This window comes from Staphylococcus sp. MB377 (assembly GCF_001922505.1).
Lineage (GTDB): Bacteria > Bacillota > Bacilli > Staphylococcales > Staphylococcaceae > Staphylococcus > Staphylococcus haemolyticus.
Map to the genome: position 1 here is coordinate 19,510 of NZ_MAON01000001.1, position 25,274 is coordinate 44,783.

27 protein-coding genes, 1 tRNA gene and 1 other RNA gene are annotated in these 25,274 nt (G+C 33.0%); 10 read left to right on the forward strand and 19 right to left on the reverse strand.

Annotated elements, in window-relative coordinates:
• Positions 1–11: 11 nt before the first annotated feature.
• The gene (locus BB045_RS00135) at positions 12–248 is read right to left on the reverse strand and encodes a hypothetical protein (protein ID WP_016931008.1); all 237 of its coding nucleotides are present in this window, start codon (positions 246–248) and stop codon (positions 12–14) included.
• A gap of 151 nt (positions 249–399) precedes the next feature.
• Here BB045_RS00135 and BB045_RS00140 point away from each other — a divergent pair, with 151 nt between their 5' ends.
• Positions 400–1,155 carry a hypothetical protein gene (locus BB045_RS00140; protein ID WP_305954503.1) on the forward strand — a complete coding sequence of 252 codons (756 nt, stop codon included), beginning with the start codon at positions 400–402 and terminating at the stop codon, positions 1,153–1,155.
• A 69-nt stretch (positions 1,156–1,224) separates the two neighbouring features.
• Here the strand turns inward: BB045_RS00140 and BB045_RS00145 are convergent, their stop codons facing one another.
• Complete coding sequence (locus tag BB045_RS00145; RefSeq protein WP_075140369.1) at positions 1,225–1,833, reverse strand: GNAT family N-acetyltransferase; 609 nt, start codon at positions 1,831–1,833, stop codon at positions 1,225–1,227.
• Positions 1,834–1,969: 136 nt separating this feature from the next.
• On the opposite strand from BB045_RS00145, the gene BB045_RS00150 reads away from it, so the two are divergent.
• From BB045_RS00150 to BB045_RS00165, 4 genes are all read left to right on the forward strand, one after another.
• Positions 1,970–2,716 carry a poly-gamma-glutamate hydrolase family protein gene (locus BB045_RS00150; protein ID WP_070581531.1) on the forward strand — a complete coding sequence of 249 codons (747 nt, stop codon included), beginning with the start codon at positions 1,970–1,972 and terminating at the stop codon, positions 2,714–2,716.
• Between the two features lie 75 nt (positions 2,717–2,791).
• Positions 2,792–3,079 (forward strand): hypothetical protein, encoded by a 288-nt coding sequence (locus BB045_RS00155; RefSeq protein WP_016931004.1) that lies wholly within the window; start codon positions 2,792–2,794, stop codon positions 3,077–3,079.
• A 239-nt stretch (positions 3,080–3,318) separates the two neighbouring features.
• A complete protein-coding gene (locus tag BB045_RS00160) occupies positions 3,319–3,543 on the forward strand; it encodes a hypothetical protein (protein ID WP_070581532.1) in 225 nt (74 codons plus the stop codon).
• Between the two features lie 127 nt (positions 3,544–3,670).
• Positions 3,671–4,402, forward strand: a complete 732-nt coding sequence (locus BB045_RS00165; protein ID WP_070839158.1) for a hypothetical protein — start codon at positions 3,671–3,673, stop codon at positions 4,400–4,402.
• 846 nt (positions 4,403–5,248) lie between these two features.
• Here BB045_RS00165 and ssrA read toward each other — a convergent pair.
• The 12 genes from ssrA to BB045_RS00225 form a co-directional block, all read right to left on the reverse strand.
• Positions 5,249–5,610, reverse strand: a transfer-messenger RNA (tmRNA) gene (gene ssrA / locus BB045_RS00170).
• Positions 5,611–5,816: 206 nt separating this feature from the next.
• Positions 5,817–6,287 (reverse strand): SsrA-binding protein SmpB, encoded by a 471-nt coding sequence (gene smpB / locus BB045_RS00175; RefSeq protein ID WP_011276368.1) that lies wholly within the window; start codon positions 6,285–6,287, stop codon positions 5,817–5,819.
• Between the two features lie 24 nt (positions 6,288–6,311).
• On the reverse strand, positions 6,312–8,690 hold the full coding sequence (gene rnr, locus BB045_RS00180) for a ribonuclease R (protein WP_070581534.1): 2,379 nt from the start codon (positions 8,688–8,690) through the stop codon (positions 6,312–6,314).
• A 42-nt stretch (positions 8,691–8,732) separates the two neighbouring features.
• A complete protein-coding gene (locus BB045_RS00185) occupies positions 8,733–9,473 on the reverse strand; it encodes an alpha/beta hydrolase (RefSeq protein WP_070581535.1) in 741 nt (246 codons plus the stop codon).
• A gap of 224 nt (positions 9,474–9,697) precedes the next feature.
• On the reverse strand, positions 9,698–9,931 hold the full coding sequence (gene secG, locus BB045_RS00190) for a preprotein translocase subunit SecG (RefSeq protein WP_011276371.1): 234 nt from the start codon (positions 9,929–9,931) through the stop codon (positions 9,698–9,700).
• A 67-nt stretch (positions 9,932–9,998) separates the two neighbouring features.
• Positions 9,999–10,469 (reverse strand): hypothetical protein, encoded by a 471-nt coding sequence (locus BB045_RS00195; protein WP_011276372.1) that lies wholly within the window; start codon positions 10,467–10,469, stop codon positions 9,999–10,001.
• A gap of 265 nt (positions 10,470–10,734) precedes the next feature.
• The gene (gene eno / locus BB045_RS00200) at positions 10,735–12,039 is read right to left on the reverse strand and encodes a surface-displayed alpha-enolase (RefSeq protein ID WP_070581536.1); all 1,305 of its coding nucleotides are present in this window, start codon (positions 12,037–12,039) and stop codon (positions 10,735–10,737) included.
• Positions 12,040–12,193: 154 nt separating this feature from the next.
• Complete coding sequence (gene gpmI / locus BB045_RS00205; protein WP_070581537.1) at positions 12,194–13,711, reverse strand: 2,3-bisphosphoglycerate-independent phosphoglycerate mutase; 1,518 nt, start codon at positions 13,709–13,711, stop codon at positions 12,194–12,196.
• 2 nt (positions 13,712–13,713) lie between these two features.
• Entirely contained in the window at positions 13,714–14,475 is a 762-nt protein-coding gene (gene tpiA, locus BB045_RS00210; protein WP_011276375.1) for a triose-phosphate isomerase, read from the reverse strand.
• A 127-nt stretch (positions 14,476–14,602) separates the two neighbouring features.
• Positions 14,603–15,793 carry a phosphoglycerate kinase gene (locus tag BB045_RS00215; RefSeq protein ID WP_075140370.1) on the reverse strand — a complete coding sequence of 397 codons (1,191 nt, stop codon included), beginning with the start codon at positions 15,791–15,793 and terminating at the stop codon, positions 14,603–14,605.
• Between the two features lie 163 nt (positions 15,794–15,956).
• On the reverse strand, positions 15,957–16,964 hold the full coding sequence (gene gap, locus BB045_RS00220) for a type I glyceraldehyde-3-phosphate dehydrogenase (protein ID WP_011276377.1): 1,008 nt from the start codon (positions 16,962–16,964) through the stop codon (positions 15,957–15,959).
• 51 nt (positions 16,965–17,015) lie between these two features.
• On the reverse strand, positions 17,016–18,029 hold the full coding sequence (locus BB045_RS00225) for a sugar-binding transcriptional regulator (protein ID WP_011276378.1): 1,014 nt from the start codon (positions 18,027–18,029) through the stop codon (positions 17,016–17,018).
• Positions 18,030–18,366: 337 nt separating this feature from the next.
• Between BB045_RS00225 and BB045_RS00230 the strand changes: the two genes are divergently transcribed.
• Complete coding sequence (locus tag BB045_RS00230) at positions 18,367–18,576, forward strand: hypothetical protein (RefSeq protein WP_011276379.1); 210 nt, start codon at positions 18,367–18,369, stop codon at positions 18,574–18,576.
• Between the two features lie 66 nt (positions 18,577–18,642).
• On the opposite strand, the gene BB045_RS00235 is transcribed toward BB045_RS00230, so the two are convergent.
• Positions 18,643–19,374 (reverse strand): DUF4887 domain-containing protein, encoded by a 732-nt coding sequence (locus tag BB045_RS00235; RefSeq protein ID WP_070581539.1) that lies wholly within the window; start codon positions 19,372–19,374, stop codon positions 18,643–18,645.
• A 207-nt stretch (positions 19,375–19,581) separates the two neighbouring features.
• Between BB045_RS00235 and BB045_RS00240 the strand changes: the two genes are divergently transcribed.
• From BB045_RS00240 to BB045_RS00250, 3 genes are all read left to right on the forward strand, one after another.
• A complete protein-coding gene (locus BB045_RS00240) occupies positions 19,582–19,761 on the forward strand; it encodes a hypothetical protein (protein WP_011276381.1) in 180 nt (59 codons plus the stop codon).
• Positions 19,762–20,066: 305 nt separating this feature from the next.
• Positions 20,067–20,966: a TIGR01777 family oxidoreductase gene (locus tag BB045_RS00245; protein WP_070581540.1), complete on the forward strand. Its 900-nt coding sequence runs from the start codon at positions 20,067–20,069 to the stop codon at positions 20,964–20,966.
• Positions 20,967–20,988: 22 nt separating this feature from the next.
• Positions 20,989–21,174, forward strand: a complete 186-nt coding sequence (locus BB045_RS00250) for a hypothetical protein (RefSeq protein WP_075140371.1) — start codon at positions 20,989–20,991, stop codon at positions 21,172–21,174.
• Positions 21,175–21,242: 68 nt separating this feature from the next.
• Here BB045_RS00250 and clpP read toward each other — a convergent pair whose 3' ends face one another.
• Positions 21,243–21,830 (reverse strand): ATP-dependent Clp endopeptidase proteolytic subunit ClpP, encoded by a 588-nt coding sequence (gene clpP, locus BB045_RS00255; RefSeq protein WP_011276385.1) that lies wholly within the window; start codon positions 21,828–21,830, stop codon positions 21,243–21,245.
• 193 nt (positions 21,831–22,023) lie between these two features.
• On the opposite strand from clpP, the gene BB045_RS00260 reads away from it, so the two are divergent.
• Positions 22,024–22,095, forward strand: a tRNA-Arg gene (locus BB045_RS00260).
• 170 nt (positions 22,096–22,265) lie between these two features.
• On the opposite strand, the gene whiA is transcribed toward BB045_RS00260, so the two are convergent.
• From whiA to rapZ, 3 genes are all read right to left on the reverse strand, one after another.
• Positions 22,266–23,210, reverse strand: coding sequence for a DNA-binding protein WhiA (gene whiA, locus BB045_RS00265; RefSeq protein ID WP_037548865.1), 945 nt, complete (start codon positions 23,208–23,210; stop codon positions 22,266–22,268).
• A gap of 131 nt (positions 23,211–23,341) precedes the next feature.
• Entirely contained in the window at positions 23,342–24,328 is a 987-nt protein-coding gene (locus BB045_RS00270; protein ID WP_075140372.1) for a gluconeogenesis factor YvcK family protein, read from the reverse strand.
• Positions 24,325–25,239: an RNase adapter RapZ gene (gene rapZ, locus BB045_RS00275; protein ID WP_075140373.1), complete on the reverse strand. Its 915-nt coding sequence runs from the start codon at positions 25,237–25,239 to the stop codon at positions 24,325–24,327. The genes BB045_RS00270 and rapZ overlap by 4 nt, the downstream gene beginning before the upstream one ends.
• Positions 25,240–25,274: the final 35 nt, after the last annotated feature.

The window sequence follows — 25,274 nt, forward strand, 5'->3', positions numbered from 1 at the left end:
ACTCTTTTTCGTTAGACAGTTTCCTTGAAATAATTTATGAAATGCTCATTTTCTTCTAATAAATCAATATAAGAAATAGAGCTAAACGGGATAATACGCGTACAATTTTTTAAAGGATAGATAATAATTTCATTTTCATAATCTAGATGAATATCATTTTCTAACACCATTTTTTTAGAACCCACTACAATCGCAATTGCTTTAAAATCATTATTATCAAAGTACTTTTTTAATAATTTTTTATCCATGTTATCTCACATCCTATTCACTTCATATTTACCACTATTTTGTAAAATAACAATGAAATTACCTTATAATTTATGTAAATATATCTTTTAAAATATTTTCAAACATTTACTAGTCATTTCATTATAAAATAGTATTATATTAAATTTAGGAGTGACTATATTGAAAAAAGTTTTATTTACATTATTATTAGGTCTTTTTATATTAACTGGTTGTAGTTTTTCGAATGAAGATAAGGAAGAAGATCATTCTAAATCTAAATCTTCCTCACAGAATAAAAAAGAGAATGAAAATACTATAAAGAAAAATGATCAACATTCTAATTCTAAGTCATCAAAATATGATGCAGAAAGCGATGATGAATCTACTGATCAAAACAATGAAGACAGTTCTTCCAACGAACAGCAATCCACTTCTAATTCGAATTCTCAGAATGCAAAGCAAATCGATATTCACAATATAACTGACCGTGCCACATTAGAAGCAGTTATTAACAGCAACGATTACTCTGAAATAGATAAAATTGCTGCATATAATAGTGCAGTTGCAAATGGTGTTATTCCACAAGGTAATGTAATGGAAGGCCCTGCAAGTGAAGCTTATGCAAGTTCACTACGCGTGGAAAGTGGTCAAGAAAAATCTGTTTATGATCAGTCTAACCAGTCTTCAGAAGAAGAAAACATAGACGATCCAAATGCAGAAATCAACGCTGCAACTAATGAGGGTGAATACGTAGATGCTTTGAGAAAAAAATATAACGGCGGTTTATCTTCTGGAGAGATTCAAACTAAGCATGCAATTGAACAAGGCTATTATGATGGTGATGATGCTGAAGAAGTTTATCAAACAATACAACAACGAGAACAAGATATAGCTAACGGTAAATACGATAAATATAAGAATAATTAATAAAGTTCATTGGACTTAGAGAGAGGCAAGCTATCACATGTTAAATATGTGATGTGACTATGCCTCTCTCTATTTTACTTCTTTTCTCATTTGATATAGATAATACGGTTTTCTATTAATTTCTCCAACAATTTCAAATCCCATTTTTTGATATAGTTTCAATGCTACATCATTATCTTGTACTACTGTTAATGAAAGTTTACTGAAGCCTGATTCTTTAGCTTTTTGTTCAGCAAAATTTAATAATTGTTGCCCTACTCCTTTTCCCCTTTCATTAGGCATAGTCGCTAGCATACTAATATGGTATTCATCTTCATTACCCTCGTCCATCGTAACAAGTGAATAAAAGGACTTCGGATGTGAGATGATTGATAAGAAAGGTTTCAACTTATTCATTGAAATAATTTGAAGTACTGTTGGCGTCATCGCTCTATCAATCTGTTTTAAAGGATTGCACGTAATAGCTCCAAGCACTTGATTATCATCAAGAGCTACAAATGACATATCATGACTAAAGCGATTCGCACGATTATTCCAAAGTTGTTGTAAGTCACCAATAATTTCATTATCACTTGACTTACCTAATATAATTTTAGCCATGTCATCTATTGCCGAGTAAATTAACTGACCCCCTTCATTATGGTGAGGCTTCGCTGATTGAATTGTTATTTTCGTCACTTTCATTCCTCCTTATTTCAATTTTTTACTTATTTTTCTAAATTAAACAATATTTGAGGTTATCAGTAATATAATTTATAATATAAAAGTTAAATTACACATTTTTATTATTACAATCAATATAAAGGAAGGTCATATGAGAAAAAGAAAAAACTGGTATTCTAAATTATATTATATTTTTATTTCTGTCTTAATTATTACTATTATAGCTATTGCATTTATACTTTATAAAACACGTGAAGATAAACAAAATCGTTCATTAGATTATTATTCAAATTTCGAAGAGCTAAAAGAAAACACAACAGAAGGTAAAGATTGGCGTATTAAAACGAAAAATCGTAAAGATAATCACATGCTTGTCACAGCGATACATGGCGGAGGTATTGAACCAGGTACAACTGAACTTGCACGTCGTGTGGCCAATATAGGTGAATATGATTTTTACACATTCGAAGGATTAATGCCAAAGCATAACGAACGCTTGCATATCACTTCAACTGTGTTTGATGAACCGACACTATTAAAAATGTTAGACCACTCAGATGAGACAATATCCATTCATGGCTATTCTGGTGAAGACCCTATTGTTTACGTTGGCGGTAAGGATAAAAAATTAGCGAAATCTATCACAAAATCATTAAAAAATAGAGGTTTCACTGTTCAAAAGAGCCCTAAAGGTATTGAAGCGACATCATCATCTAATATTATTAATAGAAGTGATAATGATTCAGGCGTTCAACTTGAATTAACTACTGGACAAAGAGCATTATTCTTTAAGGATAAAAAATTAGATCAAAATACAAGAAAGAACCCAGACAATTACACACATACATTTTACAAATTCGCTAAAGCAGTTAATAAAGGCATTGAAGATGCACAGTAGTTTATTAACCCCTACACTACGTTTTCAATCATATTTAATTTGGGTATAACATATTATAGTGAGGGGGAACATGTCATGTTAGATTCATTAACTCAAGAACAAAAATATACGATAGCTAAATTTTATAAATTATACATGGAACGTTCTAATGAAGGGCAATCTGAAAGTGAAGCGAATTATTTTGGAGATAGTATAAAAGCACAAGATGATTATTTCTGTGATCGTGAATACGATGATTTTTTAGAGAATTGTAAAGTTCTAATCGATCATGGTTATCTTGAAGGACAACTTACAGCAGATAGAATTGATGACATTAGCGTTACTAACAAAGCTTTTACAGAAATAGAGCAAAGTTTTAAATAGTTAAACTACTGGGCCTAGGGCATAAGTAAAATAATGATGCTATTTTGCAATTTCGTAGTAGCTGACTGAACTGAAAAGGTGCTTAAATTATGCTTTTTCATTTCAAGTCATCCTTGCGGGCGGATCCCCAGCAAAGAGAATTTCCCTAAGAAATTCTACAATCGAACCAAGCTGGAAGTGGAACGAATTAAAAAATTCTGTCCTACTTCCAGTTTTATTTTTACGAAAAAGGTGAATATATGACTAACTGGAAAATAGATAATCAATCACAAAGACATTTGATGATTCAAGAACATGCGAATGAAATATCTATTGTTGAACCTTATCATAATGGATCTTTCAAAATATTAGCTGAAATTAACTTAAGTCAAACATCAAACGAAGCACAACTTAACGATGAAAACTTATATGTATCTGTAAGTAAAGAGCATAAAGAGATTAGCATTTTCGATAAGGTGAAATAGCTTGATTAATTATACGTTTACACTACTGTTTTTAAATAGTAATTAGATGTTAATTACAAGGTAATATGTATTATATTATATGTGTAATACAATACAATTAATGATGTAAATTTAATGGAGGTAGCGTATGGAGAAACTGTTGTTCTATACAGGCACGGTATTACTAATTATTGCGATTATATTAATCTTGTTCGCTATTTTGGCAGTATTTAAAAATAAGAATTATTTTAAATATTTTGCGATGGCTATTACGATTATTCTACTAAGTATGCTTGCTTTAGGCATTCATAAAATGATTGAAAGTAATAATCCAACTGAAAATCAAGCAACTCAATCTAAAGATAAGCAACCTAAAGAGGATAAATCATCTAATGATAAAAAGAAAAAAGACAAAAAAGATGACGACAAAGATGATAATAATGTTACTCAAGAAGAACAAAATCGTTCTGAAGAAACATCAACTAATGAAGAATTAAATACTCAAGAACAACAAAGCTCACAACAAGAGCAACCAACAACTGAAGAATCAAATAACGAAGCACCTTCTACTCAACAAGATACTACACAAGATAATACTGTAAACAATCAAAATAATATTTCTTCTAATAATAATCAAAATGCGAATCAAGCAAACGACACAAATCAAAACTATAATCAAAGTAATAGAAATAGTAATGACAATGATGATAATAGCGGTTCAAACGGAAATATCTCTACAGAGGATAGTTCAAGTACTGATAATCAGTCTAATGAAAATCAAACACAGACATATTCAGAAAATAGCTCCGCTGAACAATCTGACAATGGCGAAGCAACAACTGAGACTAATACAGATGAATCAAATATTAGTGCAAACTAATTAGTGTAATCAATATATAAATTAATTAATACAATTACTTTTACCGGGATAATCAACTTTTCGACTTATCCCGGTATTTTTTAATTTAAATTATCAAATATTATTAACTGTTGAATTTTTAGAAAAAAGTAGCTTTTGTACTACTCTCAAGTTTTTTACTATTAGGGGCATGTGGTAACAATGATGATTCAGTAGATAATGTTAAGAAAAGTACTCACAAAAAAGACAACCCTAAGGTTCACAAAGATAAAGGCGAATCAGATCGTATAGATGGTAAAAAAATCAACGATAACTAATAGCAAAACAAGCATTTACATGCTTCTTTAATTGAAACGTAAATGCTTGTTTTTTCTATCAATATTACTGACGCAACAAATTTATTAATCCACCTTCTGTCACTTATTATAATAAATATTTAACGAATCCAAATACTTTTCTATCTAAACCATTACTTGTATAAAAAGAATGAGCATTTTTTCTTTCTTCCTTTATACCACTATTCAGGGTAAGTACTTTACTTCCCAATGTACATACTAAACTCTCGCCTTTATTAAGTAAAAAATGAGCCATAACCTTTTTTCAATAATTAGAATTAATGACAAATGCTAAAACCCTCATATATTCTCCACTTTTAAAAAAAAACAATATTTTACACATACCACTTAAGCCATTAATTTTATTATCTTTCAACTATAATAACAAATAATAATCATCGCGTTGATTTAAATTTTTCAGTCTATCTTTTAATTCCTATTTATTATAGAGCCATTTTTTGTATGGCAATTTTGGGGCAATACTGTGGCAACAAAAACAAAAAGCCCACAACCACAAAGGTTATAGGCTACATTATGGAGACGGCGGGATTCGAACCCGCGTCCAGAGGTCCTGATACACATCTTTCTACGTGTGTAGTCTATTGATGAATTTCGCATAATAGTAAGCAACAGACAACCAGTATTATGCTAGTTTGATTAAATTTCATCTAAACAGACTTCAAACGGCAGTGTTTAGCATATCCTACTAGGGTTGAATCGCGTTAACAGCACGTAGGAGATGCTGTTAGGCGATGCAGAGTGCTATTACGCAGCTACTGCGAAATTATTGTTTGATTTGTCAGTTATATTTACTGAAATGTGTTGATGTCGGAGACAGCCCTCCGACACGCTTAATGTGCTCGAGGGACCCCTGTCGAATCCAAAAACGCCCCCGTAATAAAATTTATAAATCATTACAATACGTAGTGACTGACTGAACTAAGAAAGCAATATATAAAGCAATTCTTAGTTCTAGTCATTCATACTAAAGTAAAATAACACAATCGAAAGAATCCTACTTCACTCTCTATCTAACGTATTTTTTAATTCACAACATCAGTTATCATACCAAATAGCACCCGATTAATCAACAAACATGCTTAATAACGGTCTTTGATTGCACGATCAACATCACGTTTCATTGCTTTATCTTTTAAAGCTTGACGTTTATCATGTATTTTCTTACCACGTGCTACGCCTAATAAGACTTTACATTGACCATGTTTTAAATAAAGTTTTAATGGAATAAGTGAATAGCCAATTTCTCTCGTACGTTCCCCAAGTTTAATAATTTCCTTCTTATGAAGTAATAACTTTCTAGAACGTAAAGGGTCATGATTGAAACGGTTACCTTCCTCATAAGGTGCAATGTGCATATTATTAATGAACATCTCGCCACGTTTAACTTGAGCATAGCTATCTTTCAAATTGGCACTACCTCGACGAATAGATTTAATCTCTGTTCCCTTTAAAGCAATACCTGCTTCAATTGTATCTTCAATATTATAATCATGTCTGGCTTTACGGTTTTCAGCTAGTGTACCGGGTGATTTCGTTTTCTTCTTAGCCATTAATCTGTGTCACCTCTTTGCTGATTATTTTTTCTTACGACGTGATTTTTTCTTCACACTTTTATCTTTATAGAATGGTTTGTGATTCGTTTTACCTTGTTTATCACGACTACGTTGGTTTTTACCTTTTCGTTGCTTACGTTTTTTCTTCTTGCCTTTATGATCATCATCTTTTGATTTATCTAAAGACTTGCCACGTGTTTTAGCTTGAATCGTTTTACCTCTCGATGGTCGTTGACTTCGATTATTTTTTGGCAATGGCATACCAACAATTTGGAAATCAATCATTCGTTCATCTACATCGACATGTGTGACTTTCACTGTAACTTGATCGCCTATACGGAATACTTTTGCTTGGCGCTCACCAATAAGTGCCATTTGGCGTTCATCAAATTGATAATAATCATCTGTCATATTTGAAATATGAACCATACCTTCAATTGTGTTAGGTAGTTCGATAAACATACCAAAATTTGCAACAGAGCTTACAATACCTTCAAATTCATCACCGATATGTTGAATCATATACTCAGCTTTTTTCAATTCATCAGTATCTCGTTCTGCTTCAATTGCACGACGTTCACGTTGAGATGTGTGCTCAGCTAATTCAGGTAATTTATCTTCCCATTTGTGTAATTCTTTGTTATTCATTGAATTATCGATAAGATATTTTCGAATTAAACGATGAACTGTTAAGTCCGGATAACGTCTAATAGGTGATGTAAAATGTGTATAGTATTCCGCTGATAAACCGAAGTGACCTAAGTTTGTATCATCATAATGTGCTTGTTGCATTGAACGTAACATCATTGTTGATATAACCATTTGTTCAGAGCGACCTTCAACTTCTTCTTGGATAGATTGTAATGTTGAAGGATGAATATCCTCCCCCGTACCTTTAATCATAATTCCAAAGTTTGTAATAAAGTCGAAGAACTGTCTTAAACGATCTGATTTAGGTTGTTCGTGAACACGGTAAATGAAAGGAACTTCAAGTTTATTGAAATGTTCTGCCACCGTTTCGTTAGCAGCTAACATAAATGATTCAATTAAACGTTCACCTTCGCCTCGCTCACGTAAAACCACATCAGTTGGTAAGCCTTCGTTATTCACTAACACTTTAGCTTCACTTATGTCAAAGTCAATTTCACCACGACGTTTACGCATTTGGATTAAACGATTTGATAAATCTTGTGCTAAATCAAGCATTGGTGTAATTTCTTGATACTGCTTACGTACGTCAGGGGCCTTTTCAGTTATAATTTGATTAACTGCATCATATGTCATTCTGTAATTAGAATGGATTACACTATCAAAAATGTCATGATTAACCACTTCGCCTCGTTCATTGATTTCCATGCGACAACTTAGTGTTAAGCGATCGACTTCTGGGTTCAATGAACAAATACCATTACTCAAACGGTGTGGAATCATTGGAATAACACGGTCTACTAAATAAACACTTGTCGCTCTATCGTAAGCTTCTTTATCAAGTTCTGAGTCTTCTTTAACATAGTAGCTAACATCCGCAATACTTACAGTTAATTCAGTGTGACCATTTTTTAATTTTTTTACACTAATAGCATCGTCTAAGTCTTTTGCGTCTGCACCATCAATGGTAATCGTTAACTCGTCACGTAAGTCTGTACGACCTTTAATTTCATCAGGCTTAATCTCTTCAGGAACCGCTTCGGCTTCTTTCAATACATTATCAGGGAATTCGATTTCGATACCGTGCTGATAAATGATTGATAAGATATCTACTCCTGGGTCATTTTTATGGCCTAGAATCGCAGATATATGTCCTTCAGGATTATCTGTACTATCTGCATACTTCGTAATTTGAACGAGTACTTTATGACCATCTACCGCACCAAGACTTTGACCTTTCGGTATGAAAATGTCTTGCATAATACGTTTATCATCTGGGATAACAAAGCCAAAATGTTTCGCTTCACTATAGGTACCGACTACTTGAGTGACAGAATGTTTCTCGATTGATTTAACTTCGCCTTCAATTTTACCTTTATGCTCACCTTTAGACTTCTGTATTTCTACAATAACTATATCACCATCTAATGCACGATTAATCTTCGTTGGTGGAATAAAGATATCATCCATATCTTCTAGTTCAGGACGTAGGAATGCAAAGCCCTTCTTATTTTGACTTAACGTCCCTTTAATTAACTTAGAATTTGAACTTTTATGCGAATGTTTGCGTTGGTATCTATCTGTTTTAGTTCGTTCAACTAAACCTGCTTGTTCAAGTTCTACTAGCACCTTTATTAAATCTCTAAATGAGTCGGCACTATTAAGACCTAAAGCATCTTGAAAATCAGATACCGACATCGGTTCGTAATCAGGTTGCTTTATGATTTCTTCAATGGATTGCTTTAAATTCATCATGCCCCTCCTTTCTTCTTTCGTTTAATATTTTTAAATTTATTATTCAGACCAATCTAAAGTTTCTAAGAAACTGTATACATCTTCGAATACTTGTTCTTTTTCTTTATCGATTGTAATGACATGTCCTGAATTTGCATACCATTTGATGTCTTTTTCATCTGAGTCGACATTCTCGTATATATAATTTGCTGATTGAGGATTAATCATTTCATCATTTTCAGCTTGTACTACTAAAATTGGATCTAACACTTCATCGATTTCGTTTCTAACGTTATTTAATGTTTCGCTTAACTCTTTTAACGTTTCAGTAGGATGGAAGTCTTTCATTTCTTTATCAATCGTTGCTTGATCTTTGCCTTCATATTTTTTGAAGTTTCGTGCATATTCTAAAAAGCCTTCGTATATCGCACCTTGCGTTTTACCTTCAGCGGGTGCACACATAGTTATAATACCCTTTACAGGACGATTTAAGCTCAATTTCAATGCGAATACACCACCAAGAGATAAGCCTGCTACGGCAATTTCTTCATAGCCTTGGTCCACTAAATAATCATAACCATCAATCACATCTTTAAACCACACATGTGGGCTTGATTTTAGAATTTCTTCAGGTGGTGCAGCATGCCCTTCATATTGAGGCGCATAAGAAGTGTAACCTTTCTTCTGTAGGAATCTTCCTAATTGTCTTACGTCTGATGAATTACCTGTAAATCCATGTAGAAGTAAGACTGCTCGTTTTCCTTCCTCAAAGAAAAACGGTTGTGGTAATTTAATTTGCATTTAAAATCCCTCTTCCATCATTATCTCAAAATTATTCTTGCGTTATATTTTTTAATTCAAATACAATGCTTCGTATTAATATTATATTTAACTAAATATTCCCTTATTATCTCGGAAATATGCATTATTTAAATCGGACCTTAGGTCTCCTGACTAAATATCAATGACGTCGTCCGTCACTATTCATTATAAATAAAAAAGCCCGACATTAACATCGTCGGACCTTATAAACCAAAGTAACTGATACCAATCATTATTAAAAAGAAAATGACTGCTAAAATAATTGTTAATCTATGCAAGAATAAATCGACGCCACGTTGTTTTTGTTTACCAAATAACTGTTCTGCGCCACCACTAATAGCACCTGAAAGTCCATTACTTTTACCTTCTTGGAGTAATACAACAGTGATTAATGCAATACAATCAATAATTAATAGTACTATAAAAAGTGTATGCATGAAAATTGTCCTCCATTCATTATATACGTTCCGAATTATATCATATACTAGTCTTTATAATCAATGACTATCGATTAAAGGTGCTCTTACGGATGATTGAAATAACTAGCATGTATAATGCTAATACTGTAGAGCCCACAATTACGATTATAATAGGAATAATAAACAACATTGATTTAGCTGTTATTATCGCATTTATAACCATAGTTACGTTTACTAATGTAAATAATACATTTGAAACATAGACTGCAAACATAAACCACCACAGATATTTATGTCGATTCCATAATGCAATGACACCTGCTAAATATGCCAAAATATACATAATGCCAGTATATCTAAAGCTATTTAATATATTAGCTACTGCACTATCACTTGCTTTCTGTCCTGCCTGTGATAATAGTGTCTTAGCAGTTAACGTATCTAGTGCAATAAAGTTATGGATGATCAATAAAATACATAAAATTAAAGAACTGTAGCCTATTAATTTACCTGCATTGCGTTCTCTTTGACTAGGTTGATTAAGTTGATTCTCCATCTTTATTTCTCCTTCTTTTATATACATAACTATTATATCAGTTTGTATACCTAAATTAAATCTGTTCCATGTTCGTTAAAAATCATTAGTAGGTTAGATATATGTGATAAAAGCTACATTAATGATTTTGTCATTATGATTTTACAATTTAATTAATCACTTACATTGTTTAATAATTAAAAAACCTGCCACAGTCTCAACTCTGTGACAGGTAATACATAAGCGTGAACTCTATTAATGTTTTAAATAGGTTAAATTATTATACTTATTTGTCTAAATTGTAGAATGATTTGATACCATCGAATTTAGCAGTTTCAAATAATTCATCTTCAATACGTAATAATTGATTGTATTTAGCAATACGGTCAGTTCTTGATAATGAACCAGTTTTAATTTGACCAGCATTAGTAGCTACTGCGATATCAGAGATTGTAGTATCTTCTGTTTCACCTGAACGGTGAGAAACTACTGCAGTATATCCAGCTTTTTGAGCCATTTCGATTGCTTCGAAAGTTTCTGTTAAAGTACCAATTTGGTTAACTTTGATTAAGATTGAGTTACCAATACCTTGTTCAATACCTCTAGAAAGGATTTCAGTGTTAGTTACGAATAAATCGTCACCTACTAATTGAACTTTATCTCCAATACGATCAGTTAATTGTTTCCAACCGTCCCAATCATTTTCATCCATACCATCTTCGATAGTGATGATTGGGTATTTACCAATTAATTCTTCTAAGTAGTCAACTTGTTCAGCTGCGCTACGTTTCGCACCATGTTCACCTTCGAATTTAGTGTAATCATATACACCATTTTCGTAGAATTCAGATGAAGCACAGTCGAATCCTAAGAATACTTCTTCGCCAGGTTTGTAACCTGCTTTTTCGATAGCTTTAATGATTGTTTCTACAGCATCTTCAGTACCTTCAAATTTAGGAGCGAAACCACCTTCGTCACCTACTGCTGTTTCTAAACCACGCTCACTTAAGATTGATTTTAAGTTATGGAAGATTTCAGCACCCCAACGTAATGCTTCTTTGAATGATTCTGCACCTGTTGGTAAAATCATGAATTCTTGGAATGCGATTGGTGCGTCTGAGTGAGAACCACCATTAACGATGTTCATCATAGGAACTGGTAATTGTTTACCGTTGAATCCACCTAAATATTTGTATAAAGGTTGACCTAATAAGTCTGCTGCTGCACGTGCAACTGCGATAGATACACCTAAAATAGCGTTTGCACCTAATTTACCTTTGTTAGGTGTACCGTCTAATTGAATCATCATTTTATCAATAGATACTTGATCTAATACTGAAAATTCACCTTCAACGATTTCTGGTGCAATAATTTCGTTAACATTTTCAACAGCTTTAGTAACACCTTTACCGCTATAACGTGATTTATCTCCATCACGTAATTCAACTGCTTCGTGTTCACCTGTAGAAGCACCTGATGGCACTAATGCACGACCGAAAGCACCGCTTTCAGTTAATACTTCAACTTCAACTGTTGGGTTACCACGTGAGTCTAAGACTTCGCGAGCATAAACATCTGTAATAATTGGCATGTGAAAAATCTCCTTTAATTTAGATTCTAAAGCTATTATAGCTTGATTTAATCTTTAAATAAAATATTTATATCAGATAAGGACTGAATCCCTAAAGTTTCAAATATCGTATTAGGGATTTCAATATTCTTACCATTTATAACTGGACTAATTTTTAGTGTTTAATAAGTGATTCACCAGTCATGTCTGATGGTTGATCTACATTTAATAAATCTAATAGTGTTGGTGCTAAATCTCCCAGACGACCAGTTTCACGTAATGTAACGCCTTCTTTAGTTACAATAACAGGAACCGGATTAGTCGTATGAGTAGTCATTGGTTGATCATCATCTGTTAATACTTGGTCAGAGTTACCATGGTCAGCTGTAATAATTGCATAACCATTCATGTCTAAGATTTTATCAACAACTTCACCTAAGCATTCATCCACTGCTTCAATTGCTTTGATAGTTGGTTCTAACATACCACTATGTCCAACCATATCAGGGTTAGCAAAGTTTAAGATAATTAAATCTAAATCCCCTTTATCTAACTCTTCTAATAACGCATCTTTAACTTCATACGCACTCATTTCTGGTTTTAAATCATAAGTCGCTACTTTTGGTGAATCGATTAAACGACGACGCTCACCTTCAAATTCTTCATTACGTCCACCACTCATGAAGTACGTTACATGTGGATATTTTTCAGTTTCAGCAATACGTAATTGTTTTAAGTTATTATTTTGAGCAACTTCACCAATTGTATTTGTTAAATCCACTTTCTCGAAGACAACTTCAGCATCTACATTGTCATTATATTTAGTAAATGTTGCGTAGAATAAATCTTTAACTTGTTCTACTTTAAAGCCATCAAATGCTTTATTAGTAAATACTTCTGACAACTGAGCTGCTCTATCAGGGCGGAAGTTGAAGAAGATAACTGCATCTCCATCATTGATGCCATTATTTTGACCTTCAACAACAAATGGCTCAACAAATTCATCTGTTAAATCATTAGCGTAGTTAGCTTCAACGCCTTCTTTTGCTGAAGCATAAGCAGGCCCTTCAAAGTTACGGATAGCATTATATGCTTTTTGTTCACGGTCCCAACGTTTATCACGGTCCATAGCGTAATAACGGCCAGAAATAGATGCGAACTCACCTACACCTAATGATTTAAATTTAGCTTCTGTTTCCTCAATGTATTTTAGTGCTGATTTTTGGTCTACGTCACGACCGTCTAAGAATGCATGTACATAAACTTTATCTAAACCTTTTTGTTTAGCAAGTTCTAACAATGCAAATAAATGTTGGTAATGACTGTGTACACCACCATCAGATAGTAATCCAAAGACATGTAATGCAGAATCATGCTCATTAACATGTTGCACGGCGTTATTTAACACATCATTTTCAAAGAAATCGCCATCTGCGATTGATTTATTGATTCGTGTCAAACTTTGGTAAACAATACGTCCTGCACCAATGTTCATATGACCAACTTCTGAGTTACCCATTTGGCCTTCTGGAAGACCTACGTCTAAACCACTGGCTTCAATTTGTGTAGTTGGGTATTTACTGTAATAGCGGTCAAAATTTGGTTTATGCGCTTGTTTTACAGCATTACCATGTTCACTTTCACGATTAGCGAAACCATCTAAAATGATTAAAGCTGTCGGTTGTTTAGCCATAATTATTTTGCACCTTCTAACAATTGTACGAAATCTTCAACTTTTAATGATGCGCCACCTACTAATGCACCATCAATGTCAGATTGAGCCATGTATTCTTTAACGTTGTTAGGTTTAACACTACCACCATATTGAATACGTGTTGCATCAGCAACATCTTGACTAGCCACTTTCGCTACTGTTTTACGCACGTGAGCACACATTTCATTAGCATCATCAGAAGTAGCTGATTTACCAGTACCGATTGCCCAAATTGGTTCGTATGCAATAACAACTTCTTTAAGTTGCTCTTCTGATAAACCTTCTAATGCTTTTTCAACTTGATTGCTAACGATTTCATTAGCTTTGCCATTTTCGCGTTCTTCATCAGTTTCACCAACACAAATAATTGGTGTCATGCCATGATTAAATACCGCATGTGCTTTTTTATTCACATCTTCATCTGTTTCATGGAATAATTCACGACGTTCTGAGTGTCCAATAACTACGTATTTAACACCTAAGTCAGCTAATGCCACTGGAGAAGTTTCTCCTGTGAATGCACCATTATCTTCAAAATAAGTGTTTTGAGCACCAATTTTCAATCCTTTTGCTTTGCCATCATTCACTAATGAAATTAATGCATCTAATTGAATTGTTGGTGCACAAATTACTGATTCAACTTCTTTTTCATCAGGTAATGTTGGTAAATTATTAACGAAGTCTTTAGCTTCTTTAACTGTTTTGTTCATTTTCCAGTTACCAGCTATGATTGGTTTTCTCATTGATTACACTCCTATATATTTAAAATTGTAATTTTAGCGTTAAATAACTTTTTAAGACGTAAAGTCTTATTCTTTGTACATTTTCCCTTGAAAATGCTTAGAAAAACGTACACCTTTTATAAGATGATTATTTATCATTAATTGCTTTAATTCCTGGTAATTCAATACCTTCTAGGTATTCTAATGATGCACCGCCACCAGTAGAAATATGTGTGAAGTCATCTTCAAAACCTAAAGAAATTGCAGCTGCTGCTGAGTCACCACCACCGATAATTGTAGTAGCGTCTTTTAAGTTAGCAATGGCTTTACATACACCGATTGTACCTTGAGCAAAGTTACTAAATTCAAATACACCCATAGGTCCATTCCATACTACTGTATGTGCACCTTCTAATTCTTTAGAGAATAATTCAACAGTTTTAGGGCCAACGTCCATTGCTTCTTGATCAGAAGGGATGTTATCGATTGATACTTCAGTAATTTCAGCGTCATTTGAGAATTCTTTCGCAACTTTCGCATCTACTGGTAACACAATTTGATCGCCATTACTTTCAAGTAATTCTTTAGCAAAGTCGATTTTGTCTTCTTCTAGTAAAGATAAGCCAATTTCTTTGCCTTGTGCTTTTAAGAAAGTATACGCCATTCCACCACCAATAAGAATTTTATCAGCGATATTTACTAAGTTTTTAATAACACCAATTTTGTCAGATACTTTTGCGCCACCTAAAATTGCAACTACTGGTTTATGTGGATCGTTAACAACACCACCGATAAATTTAATTTCTTTTTCCATTAAATAACCAGCCGCTGTTTCTAAATGCGTTGAAATACCAACATTAGAAGCATGTTCGCGGTGAGCTGTACCGAAAGCATCATTTACAAATACATCGCCTAGTGATGCCCAATATTTACCTAGTTCAGGGTCATTTTTAGATTCTTTTTTACCATCTAAATCTTCGAAACGTGTATTTTCAACTAATAATACATCGCCTTCACTTAAGTTTTTGATAACTGATTCTAATTTTTTACCACGTGTTTCAGGTACGAAAGTAACTTCTTTACCTAATTTTTCAGATAAAGCATCAGCAACAGGTTTTAATGTAAGACCTTCTTTATCACTTTCTTGTTTAACTTTTCCTAAGTGAGAAAATAGTACTAATTTACCACCTTGTTCGATGATATATTTAATTGTTGGTAAAGCCTGAACAATACGGTTATCATTTGTGATCTTACCGTCTTTTAAAGGTACATTGAAATCAGCACGTTCTAAAACAACTTTCCCTTTTAAATCTAAATCAGAAACAATTTTCTTTGCCATTATAATTTCCTCCTCTAAATAGGAATTACTAATATAAAAATAAGCGGAGAAGCGTTAGTGCTCCCCGCTTACTCATAAGCTAACTTATTTCAATAATTTGTACAAGTGTACTGTGAATAGTACATCCATACTGAGCACAAGTTTATTTAACTATGCTTCTAAATTATTTAGATAATTCTGCTAAATATTCTAAAGTACGAACTAATTGAGCAGTGTAAGACATTTCGTTGTCATACCAAGCTGCAACTTTAACTAATTGACGGTCACCAACAGACATTACACGAGTTTGAGTAGCATCGAATAATGAACCATAAGTCATGCCAACTACGTCAGAAGAAACGATTTCGTCTTCAGTGTAACCAAATGATTCGTTTGAAGCGTTTTTCATTGCTTTGTTAACGTCTTCAACAGTAACGTCTTTTTCTAATACAACTGTTACTTCAGTTAATGAACCCGTAGCAACTGGTACACGTTGAGCACCACCGTCTAATTTACCATCGATTTCAGGAATAACTTTACCGATTGCTTTTGCAGCACCTGTTGAGTTAGGTACGATGTTTTGAGCTGCTGCACGCGCACGACGTTTGTCACCTTTTTTATGTGGACCGTCTTGAGTCATTTGGTCACCAGTGTATGCGTGAATAGTTGTCATTAAACCTTCAACTAAACCAAATTCATCACTTAATACTTTAGCAACTGGTGCTAATGAGTTAGTAGTACATGATGCACCTGAAACAACTGTTTCTGAACCATCTAAGTCATTGTGGTTAGTGTTGAATACGATTGTTTTTACATCACCTTTAGCTGGTGCAGAGATTAATACTTTTTTAGCACCTGCATTGATGTGTGCTTCTGCTTTTTCTTTATCTGTATAGAAACCAGTACATTCTAATACTACGTCGATATCTAAATCGCCCCAAGGTAATTTGCTTGCATCTGGTTCTTCGTATGATTTAACTTCTTTACCATTTACGCGGAAACCACCATCAATAACTTCAACTTCTCCTGTGAAACGACCTTGCATAGTGTCATATTTTAATAAATGAGCTAACATTTCGTCGTCTGTTAAGTCGTTTACTGCAACTACTTCAATACCTTCTACGTCTTGAATTCTTCTAAATGCTAAACGACCAATTCTACCAAAACCATTAATTGCTACTTTTACTGCCATTATAATGGCCTCCTTTAAAATGATATTTAAAAAGCTTTAAACTTTTTATTACTAATTTAATATTACCTTTGCTGCTGCTTCATCAGTAATTAAAACTGTATTTTTAGGTGCAATACTTAAGTAAGCTTTAATTGCTTCACCTTTAGATTGTCCACCTGCAACAGCGAATATAAAATCTTTGGTTTCTAAATCTTCAAGTTGTAGTCCTATTGTCTTTACTTTGTAGACTACATTTCCTTGAGCGTCAAAATAGTAACCGAAAGCTTCTGCGACGGCTTGATGATGTTGAAGGCTTTCAATCACCTGTTCTGACGATTGTCTACGATACGCCATCTTCAGCGCATCACCAATACCGTGAATTGTTATATTTGCTTGTTTAATTTTATCTAATGTATGAACCACAGAGGGTTCCATCAGAAGTGTATTATACGTTGATTCACTCACATTATCTGGTACATAAAGTGTTGTATAATAACCACCTGTTTGTTGCGCCATGCTCGCTGAAATCGTGTTAGCTTGATAAATAACATTCTCACCAAGACCACCACGAGCTGGTACGAAAAATACATTAAATGGTAGAAGATGCATGGCTCGGCTTACATTTGCCATTGTTGAACCACCTGTTACTGAAACAATAGCGTCTTCATATAAGATGCTTTCCAATAATTGGCCAGCTTGTCTTCCCATTTCGGATTTAACATTCTCTTGAGCATCTGCATCACCAGGTATAACGTGAACTTCTTTAATACCAAAAGTTGACTTAATTTGATCAGCTAATTGATTATCATCAGTATAAATATTGAAATATTCGTTAAGCTGATTCAAAACTGACTTGCCTTCTTCAGTGATTTCCATTCCAGTCGATTTGACTTGAATTAAATCTTGCTTTTTCAACATATCAGTTTCAGATCTTAAGACACGTTCGGTAATATCCATGTGCTCACTTAAACTTCTTCTACCTACTGGTTGATTATTTGAGATAGTAGTTAAGATAGAAAAGCGTCGATACATTTTATCAATTAAATCAGGTATCAGCTTCTGTTGAATTTTAATCAAGTCCTTCACTACTACCTTCCTCCTTTATGTATAAAGGGTAACCAATAGCATAAACCCAGTTTGACTTATTGTGTCCCGCGCGGGACAAAATCTAACCTCTTTACACTTGCAATAGTACTATTGTGTTGTTGAAAATGCAAGAGAAAAACTCTAATATTTAAAATTATCTGTAAAATTCCCTAATTTAAGTAGTATTTCCCATTTTATAAAGTGGCACAAAGTTTAATTAAACCCTTATTTTATAGTATTACCCTTTAAGTTTAGAAATTATTCTTTTGCAAAATACTTTCTTGTTTAAACTATTTTAATTTACAATATAAGAAATTCATTTAAGGAGGATGAAGAAATGGCTCAAGAAAATGATAATAATGTAGAAGTCATTGACCCTGAAGATCGTAGATATAAAGATGATAACTATTTTAATGGTAATGAACGTAACAACTATTCAATAAGATATCATTATGGTTGTGGTTGTCCATTTGGTTGCCTTTCTTCAATAATCATTTCTATTTTGCTTTCAATTATTTTTACCTTTTTACTCAATTGGATGTTTTAAAAAAGTAAAAAGTGAGACTTGAAACATGACTGTTTCAAAATCTCACTTTGATAACTACTAACTATATTATTCATTACTATTTGATGATTTTTGGCTTGACTGACTTTGACTAGACGTAGAACTTCGTTGTGAAGTTTGTCTTGTGGTTGATTGCTGCGTAGACGACTGAGTTGTTGATCGTTGTTGTGTTTGCGGTGATTGTTGCGTTCTAGTTTGATTGCTTGTCTGGTTACCATTAGACTTATCCGTATTTGACTCACTAGAATTACTATCACTGCTATTATTACTGTTACTTTCTTGAGTTGCTTGTTCTTTAGTGCGAGCTTCTTCTGTTGTAGCTTCTTCTTTAGTTGTTCTCTCTTGTGTTTTTTCTTCCTTAGTCTGTGCTTCTTTGGTTCTTTGTTTCTCTTCTGTTAATGGTTGTTGTTTAGTTCTTTGTTGAGTTGAAGGTGTTGCTTGTTGTGTCTGACGTTGTTGGGTTTGAGCTGTTTGCTGCGTAACATTTTCTTGAGTCACATTCGAACTATCTTCACTAGTTTTTTTATCTTTATCTGACTTATCCTTTTTGTCTTTATCTTCTTTGTCTTTTTTATCATTTTTATCTTTGTGCTCTTCAGTTGATTGATTGTTTAAGCGTTCACTTGAACGATTTGAATGATCTACAAATGCAAAAATCGCAAATGCTAATCCGCTTAATAATAATAAAACGATAATCGTACTAATAAGTTTCGAAATGCCACTCATTTTTTTCTTTTCCGGTTCACCAAAGTCATCTCTATTTCTATTGTTCTTAGACATAAGTTACCTCACTTTAATATATTAAAATTGTCTAGTCCCCTAAATGTAGCATGTAATTTTACAGTAATTCGCACGGAAATGAAATAAAAAGGTTTAAGACATTAATTATAATGATACATAATCACTTATATATGATAACATCATAAGTAATTACAAACATCAATTATGCAAATTTAATTTTATTATAATGTGAAAGTGTGAGTCATAATGAAAAAATTTGTTTCTGAAGATATATTTGAAGATGAAAATGTACCTAAACATAATCTAAAAACTATGATGTTGAATAATGATGATTATGATGACAGTCATACATCTCAGTTTGATTTTATATTTTTATCAGTCATTTTCATTCCTCTAATCATATTATTCTTAATCTTTATTCATTAGGACTATAATAGATATACAAAGAGCCCACACGATTCTCGCATGGGCTTCTACTAAAGGGAGTCAAAATTGACCTTCGTTTATTTTGTGTAGTCTATGGGGTATACTCAATTTACTCAGAGATATTGAAATCTACTATAGCGAAGGTACAAATTAATTATAACTTAACTTTAGATAATTTAAATCCTGTCTACAGCTTAGTAAATGACATATTATTGACTAATCATTGTACATTTTTTGAACAAGAAAAGTTCAATGTTGATAATAGAAAAGTTATCTTAATACTATAAATTAATAGAGGTGTAAATATGAAGCAATTCTTAATAACTGGCGGAACTGGAATGGTAGGCAGTCAATTAGTAAATGAATTAAAGAATCGCGATGTACATATTACAATACTAACTCGTAGTGATAAGCAAAGTGATGATCCAAAGATTTCTTATGTTAATTGGTCAAAAGACGGTTGGATGTCCCAAGTTCCAGATATAGATGTTGTAGTTAATTTGGCTGGTGCAACTTTAAATAAACGCTGGACTCCATCATATAAACAATTGATTATGACTAGTCGTATTCAGTCAACACAATCACTAGTTGACTTGTTTAGCCAACGGGAACATAAACCTGAAGTGCTCTTTAATGCTAGTGCAATGGGTTATTATCCACCTAGTTTATATCATACGTATACAGAAAAATATCAAACACATCCATTTGATTTTCTATCTGATGTGGTTTATCAGTGGGAACGTTTTGCTAAACGCTTTGAGTCATTTGGTACGCGAGTAGTACTTGGCAGATTCAGCATGATTTTATCTAATGATGGAGGCGCCTTACAGACGATGAAGCTTCCTTATAAATTCTTCGTAGGTGGTAAATTAGGATCTGGATTCCAATGGTATTCATGGATTCACATTAATGACTTAGTGCGCGCAATTCTATTCACAATCGATAATCCTAAAGCAAAAGGTCCATTCAATATGGCTGCACCAATTGCTGAACGCCAAAATTTATTTGGATACACACTTGCGCGTGTCATGCATCGCCCTCATGAAACATGGGTGCCATCATTCCTAATGCGATTAGCACTTGGTGAAATGTCTACGGTTGTTTTAGATACGCAAAAGGTATTACCAAATAAACTGGATGCGCTCGGTTTTACATTTAACTATTCTAATCTAAAAATTGCTTTCGAAGATTTAATAGATGCATAATAATTTAATTGGAGTTTTGAAAATGAATGACGAGAAATTAACTTATATTCTACTTATCATCGCAAGTCTATTTCTTATACTCAATGGTATTTTCGCTTTCGAACATAATTTAGTAATTATATTAATGTCTATATTCTTCATTTTAAGTGGCATTATTTTACTTATTATATCTATTCGACTGTTCCTAAAATGTTCTTCAAACAATTAAAATAGTCATAAAAAAACGGGGAGTGTTTGTTTAAACACTCCCCATTTGTATGTCATGGTTAAATTTGATTATTTATCTTCTGGTTGCATAACATTATCAATTAAACCATATTCTTTAGCTTCGTCAGCAGTTAAGAAGTTATCACGATCAGTATCTTTTTGAATTTTTTCAATACTTTGACCTGTACGTTCAGCTAAAATTTTGTTTAATTTTTCACGTGTTTTTAAAATGTGATTAGCAGCAATTTCGATTTCAGTTGCTTGTCCTTGTGCACCACCTAATGGTTGGTGAATCATAACTTCAGCGTTTGGTAATGCAAAGCGTTTACCTTTTGCGCCAGCTGCTAATAGGAATGAACCCATTGATGCAGCCATACCGATACAGATTGTTTGTACATCTGGTTTAATATGTTGAATTGTATCATAAATTGCAAATCCAGCAGTAACACTACCACCTGGAGAATTAATATATAGATAGATGTCTTTCTCAGAGTCTTGAGCTTGTAAGAATAATAATTGTGATACAATTGAATTTGCTACATTATCATCAATTGCAGAACCTAACATAATAATACGGTCTTTCAATAAACGTGAATAAATATCGTATGCGCGTTCACCGCGATTTGTTGTTTCAATTACTGTAGGAATTAAATTCATTTATATTTCCTCCTTGTGATTAACTGTTAATTAGTATTTTACATCAAAAGTCAAAAATGGTCAAAATTTAAACTCATCTAGCATTAAGAAAAGTTGACCATATTTTAATAGATTTTGTACACTATAAACATACATTCAGATTGTACTTTTAAAATAACAATTAGTACAGAAATTTGTCTTTATCATTTAATATCTCCTCGTAGTGTAACGGATAGCACGTAAGATTCCGGTTCTTAAGATAGAGGTTCGACTCCTCTCGAGGGGGCTAATAGCTTTAATTATGCACATTTTAATTTCAAGAATGCCGTTGTGGCGGCGTTCTTTTTTATTTATCTTTTAATTAAAAACCAAAGAAAACTAAATTTCAGGGACCATTCAGGGATTCAAGTCTCTAGTTCTAAAAAAAGAACTCGCCAATCCATGACGAGTTTATACTTATAATTCTATTTTTTCACCACTTCGAATTTTGTCTGCAAGTTCATTTAACTTTCTTAAACGGTGGTTGACTCCAGATTTAGATATCGGACCAGTCGATATCATTTCTCCTAGTTCTTTTAAAGAGATTTCTTGATGCTCAACTCGAAGTTTAGCAATCTCTCTTAAGCGATCAGGCAAATTATCTAATCCGATTTCCTGTTCAATTAACTGAATACTTTCTACTTGTTTCATAGCGGCACTTACAGTCTTATTAAGGTTTGCAGTTTCACAATTTACTAAACGATTCACTGAATTTCTCATATCCCTAACAATTCGCACATCTTCAAACTTCAATAATGCTTGGTATCCACCTATTAAACTTAGAAAGTCAGAAATTTTTTCAGCTTCTTTTAAATAAGCAATACTACCCTTTTTTCGTTCTAAATGTTTAGCATTTAATCCATAACTATTCATTAATTTAGTTAAACCTTCAGAATGATTCTCATATTGAGAAAATATTTCTAAATGATAGGATGATGTCTCTGGATTATTTACAGATCCTCCAGCTAGAAATGCGCCTCTTAAATAACTTCTACGCATTTCATCATCTTTAATCATGCTAGCATCTATATCGTGAACAAAAATACCATTCTTTAATATACCAAGTTCATCTAGAATTTCTTTAGCTCGCACTTTTGTACGACAAATATAAATATTATTTTTCTTTAATTTCATTTTTTTACGAACTAGAATTTCCACTTCTACATTAAATATGCGTTTAATTAATGAATAAATTCTTCTAGCAGTCGTAGCATTCTCTGTTTGAACATTAATTACGAATTGTTGATTAGATAGGCTAAGTGCACCGTTCATACGAATTAATGCGCTAAGCTCTGCTTTGGCATTGCTTTCATCAACATCAATGCGTGTTAATTCATTCTTCATATCTGATGCAAAACTCATCACATTTCCCCCTCTAATCAATTTTATATATACATGTAACTAACATCCTATATAGTTGCACTATATTACACTAATACATTAATAAACATACGCCCTATATCATACCATAGTTATACAGATGATTAGAAGTGTTATTTTTTAGGTCTAAATTGAATCGTACTTGTCATTTCAAGTGCTAAATCATAGATCAATCTTGCTAAAACTTTAGTATTGTGACGTACTAAATGATCATCTAATATTTCGACTAAATTAGATGACGTAACCATTCTAATATTATGATCTGTAATTTTATGTTCATCCATAACAACCAGTTTAGCATTACGCTCTTTATAACGTTCTAACACTTTATCATCGTATTTATCATTACTACAGATGACATAATCAATAAAATCACTTCCAGCATGTTTATGTATTGCTTGAATATGGTCCATAACATCGTAATCTGATGTTTCTCCCGGTTGAGTCATAACATTAGATATGTATAATTTAGGTGCTTTAGAACGTAAAATAGCTTCTGACATACCTTTAACACATAAATTCGAAATAACACTTGTGTATAGTGAGCCAGGTCCGAGCACGATTAAATCTGCATCTTCTAATGCGTCAATTGCTTCTTCCATAGGCTCAACATTTTCAGGTTCTAAAAAAACACGATCAATACGTTTGTTTTTCTTTGGTATTTGAGATTCTCCTCGTACAATTTCTCCGTCTTCTAACACTGCGTTTAGCATAACATTAGTATTCGTTGAAGGAATCACTTTACCTTTAATATTTAAAATCTTACTTAATTCTTTAACTGCATGACCGAAGTCATTCTTTATATTTGTTAAGGCTGCTAGTAATAAATTACCTAGTGAGTGCCCTTCGATTTGATTTTCTTTAAATCGATATTGAAATAATTCTTCTATGACTGGTTCAGCATCACTTAGTGCTGCGATAACATTTCTAATATCACCTGGAGCAGGTATATCCATCTCACTTCGTATTTTACCAGTACTACCACCATCATCAGCTACAGTAACGATGGCCGTTATATCAATGGGGTACTCTCTCAGCCCCCTTGCCAATACTGATAGGCCTGTTCCACCGCCTATGAGTACAATCTTTAATTGTTTCATTTTCTCACGCCACTTTCGATATGTGCATCTCTGTGATGAACATAGACATTATAATCAAATATTTCTGTTAATTCTTCACCAATTCGTTTAGCTAACGCAACAGAGCGATGTTGACCTCCTGTACAACCTATTGCAATTACTAATTGTGATTTACCCTCTTTTTTATAACCTGGTATCATAAATTTCAGTAAATCCATTAATTTTTCGAAAAATATTTCAGTTTCTTTCCATTTCATAACATAATGGTAAACTGGTTCATCTTCTCCTGTCAACGGTCTTAAGTCTTCAACATAATAAGGATTTGGTAGGAAACGAACATCAAATACTAAATCTGCGTCTTTTTGTATACCATGTTTAAAACCGAAACTTGATACATTGATACTAAAGGATTTAAAATTCTCATCTTCAAATTTTTCTTTCACTCTAGCTTTAAGTTCTTTCGTCGTCAATTGAGTTGTATCTACAATATAATTAGCGATTGTACGAATATTGCTAAGCAATTGCTTTTCTTCTAAGATTGAATCCATCAAAGACATTTGTCCATTTTCATTTAAAGGGTGAGCTCGTCTAGATTCTTTGTATCTAGAAATTAGTTTTTCTGTTTCCGCTTCTAAAAACATGACATCTACAATTACATCGTTTCTACTTTTGATTGCATCAATTTCTTCTACTAATGATTTAAATAATTCTTTACCTCTTAAATCTATAGCAATAGCTACTTTTTGCAAAGAAGGATTACCTTGTTCCATTAATTCTACAAATTTAGGGAGTAAAATAGGTGGTAGATTATCAACACAGAAGTAACCAATATCTTCTAAACATTGTATGACCACTGATTTACCCGCACCGGATAGACCTGTTACTACTAATAGTTCACTTTTACTCATTTCATTTTCTTTATGGTTCGTCATTTTGACACCGCCTAGTTAATCTTTTTATTGTATAC

Bases quoted from the DNA above. Each gene is read 5' to 3' on its own strand.
- BB045_RS00270 (WP_075140372.1), bottom strand. From the start codon at position 24,328: ATGAAACAATTAAAGATTGTACTCATAGGCGGTGGAACAGGCCTATCA.
- gap (WP_011276377.1), bottom strand. From the start codon at position 16,964: ATGGCAGTAAAAGTAGCAATTAATGGTTTTGGTAGAATTGGTCGTTTA.
- tpiA (WP_011276375.1), bottom strand. From the start codon at position 14,475: ATGAGAAAACCAATCATAGCTGGTAACTGGAAAATGAACAAAACAGTT.
- BB045_RS00195 (WP_011276372.1), bottom strand. From the start codon at position 10,469: ATGGAGAATCAACTTAATCAACCTAGTCAAAGAGAACGCAATGCAGGT.
- rnr (WP_070581534.1), bottom strand. From the start codon at position 8,690: ATGAATTTAAAGCAATCCATTGAAGAAATCATAAAGCAACCTGATTAC.
- BB045_RS00235 (WP_070581539.1), bottom strand. From the start codon at position 19,374: ATGTCTAAGAACAATAGAAATAGAGATGACTTTGGTGAACCGGAAAAG.
- BB045_RS00160 (WP_070581532.1), top strand. From the start codon at position 3,319: ATGACTAACTGGAAAATAGATAATCAATCACAAAGACATTTGATGATT.
- BB045_RS00150 (WP_070581531.1), top strand. From the start codon at position 1,970: ATGAGAAAAAGAAAAAACTGGTATTCTAAATTATATTATATTTTTATT.
- BB045_RS00165 (WP_070839158.1), top strand. From the start codon at position 3,671: ATGGAGAAACTGTTGTTCTATACAGGCACGGTATTACTAATTATTGCG.
- gpmI (WP_070581537.1), bottom strand. From the start codon at position 13,711: ATGGCTAAACAACCGACAGCTTTAATCATTTTAGATGGTTTCGCTAAT.
- smpB (WP_011276368.1), bottom strand. From the start codon at position 6,287: ATGGCTAAGAAGAAAACGAAATCACCCGGTACACTAGCTGAAAACCGT.
- BB045_RS00215 (WP_075140370.1), bottom strand. From the start codon at position 15,793: ATGGCAAAGAAAATTGTTTCTGATTTAGATTTAAAAGGGAAAGTTGTT.
- BB045_RS00135 (WP_016931008.1), bottom strand. From the start codon at position 248: ATGGATAAAAAATTATTAAAAAAGTACTTTGATAATAATGATTTTAAA.
- BB045_RS00240 (WP_011276381.1), top strand. From the start codon at position 19,582: ATGAAAAAATTTGTTTCTGAAGATATATTTGAAGATGAAAATGTACCT.
- clpP (WP_011276385.1), bottom strand. From the start codon at position 21,830: ATGAATTTAATTCCTACAGTAATTGAAACAACAAATCGCGGTGAACGC.
- BB045_RS00230 (WP_011276379.1), top strand. From the start codon at position 18,367: ATGGCTCAAGAAAATGATAATAATGTAGAAGTCATTGACCCTGAAGAT.
- whiA (WP_037548865.1), bottom strand. From the start codon at position 23,210: ATGAGTTTTGCATCAGATATGAAGAATGAATTAACACGCATTGATGTT.
- BB045_RS00185 (WP_070581535.1), bottom strand. From the start codon at position 9,473: ATGCAAATTAAATTACCACAACCGTTTTTCTTTGAGGAAGGAAAACGA.
- eno (WP_070581536.1), bottom strand. From the start codon at position 12,039: ATGCCAATTATTACAGATGTTTATGCTCGCGAAGTCTTAGACTCACGT.
- secG (WP_011276371.1), bottom strand. From the start codon at position 9,931: ATGCATACACTTTTTATAGTACTATTAATTATTGATTGTATTGCATTA.
- BB045_RS00245 (WP_070581540.1), top strand. From the start codon at position 20,067: ATGAAGCAATTCTTAATAACTGGCGGAACTGGAATGGTAGGCAGTCAA.
- BB045_RS00250 (WP_075140371.1), top strand. From the start codon at position 20,989: ATGAATGACGAGAAATTAACTTATATTCTACTTATCATCGCAAGTCTA.
- rapZ (WP_075140373.1), bottom strand. From the start codon at position 25,239: ATGACGAACCATAAAGAAAATGAAATGAGTAAAAGTGAACTATTAGTA.
- BB045_RS00155 (WP_016931004.1), top strand. From the start codon at position 2,792: ATGTTAGATTCATTAACTCAAGAACAAAAATATACGATAGCTAAATTT.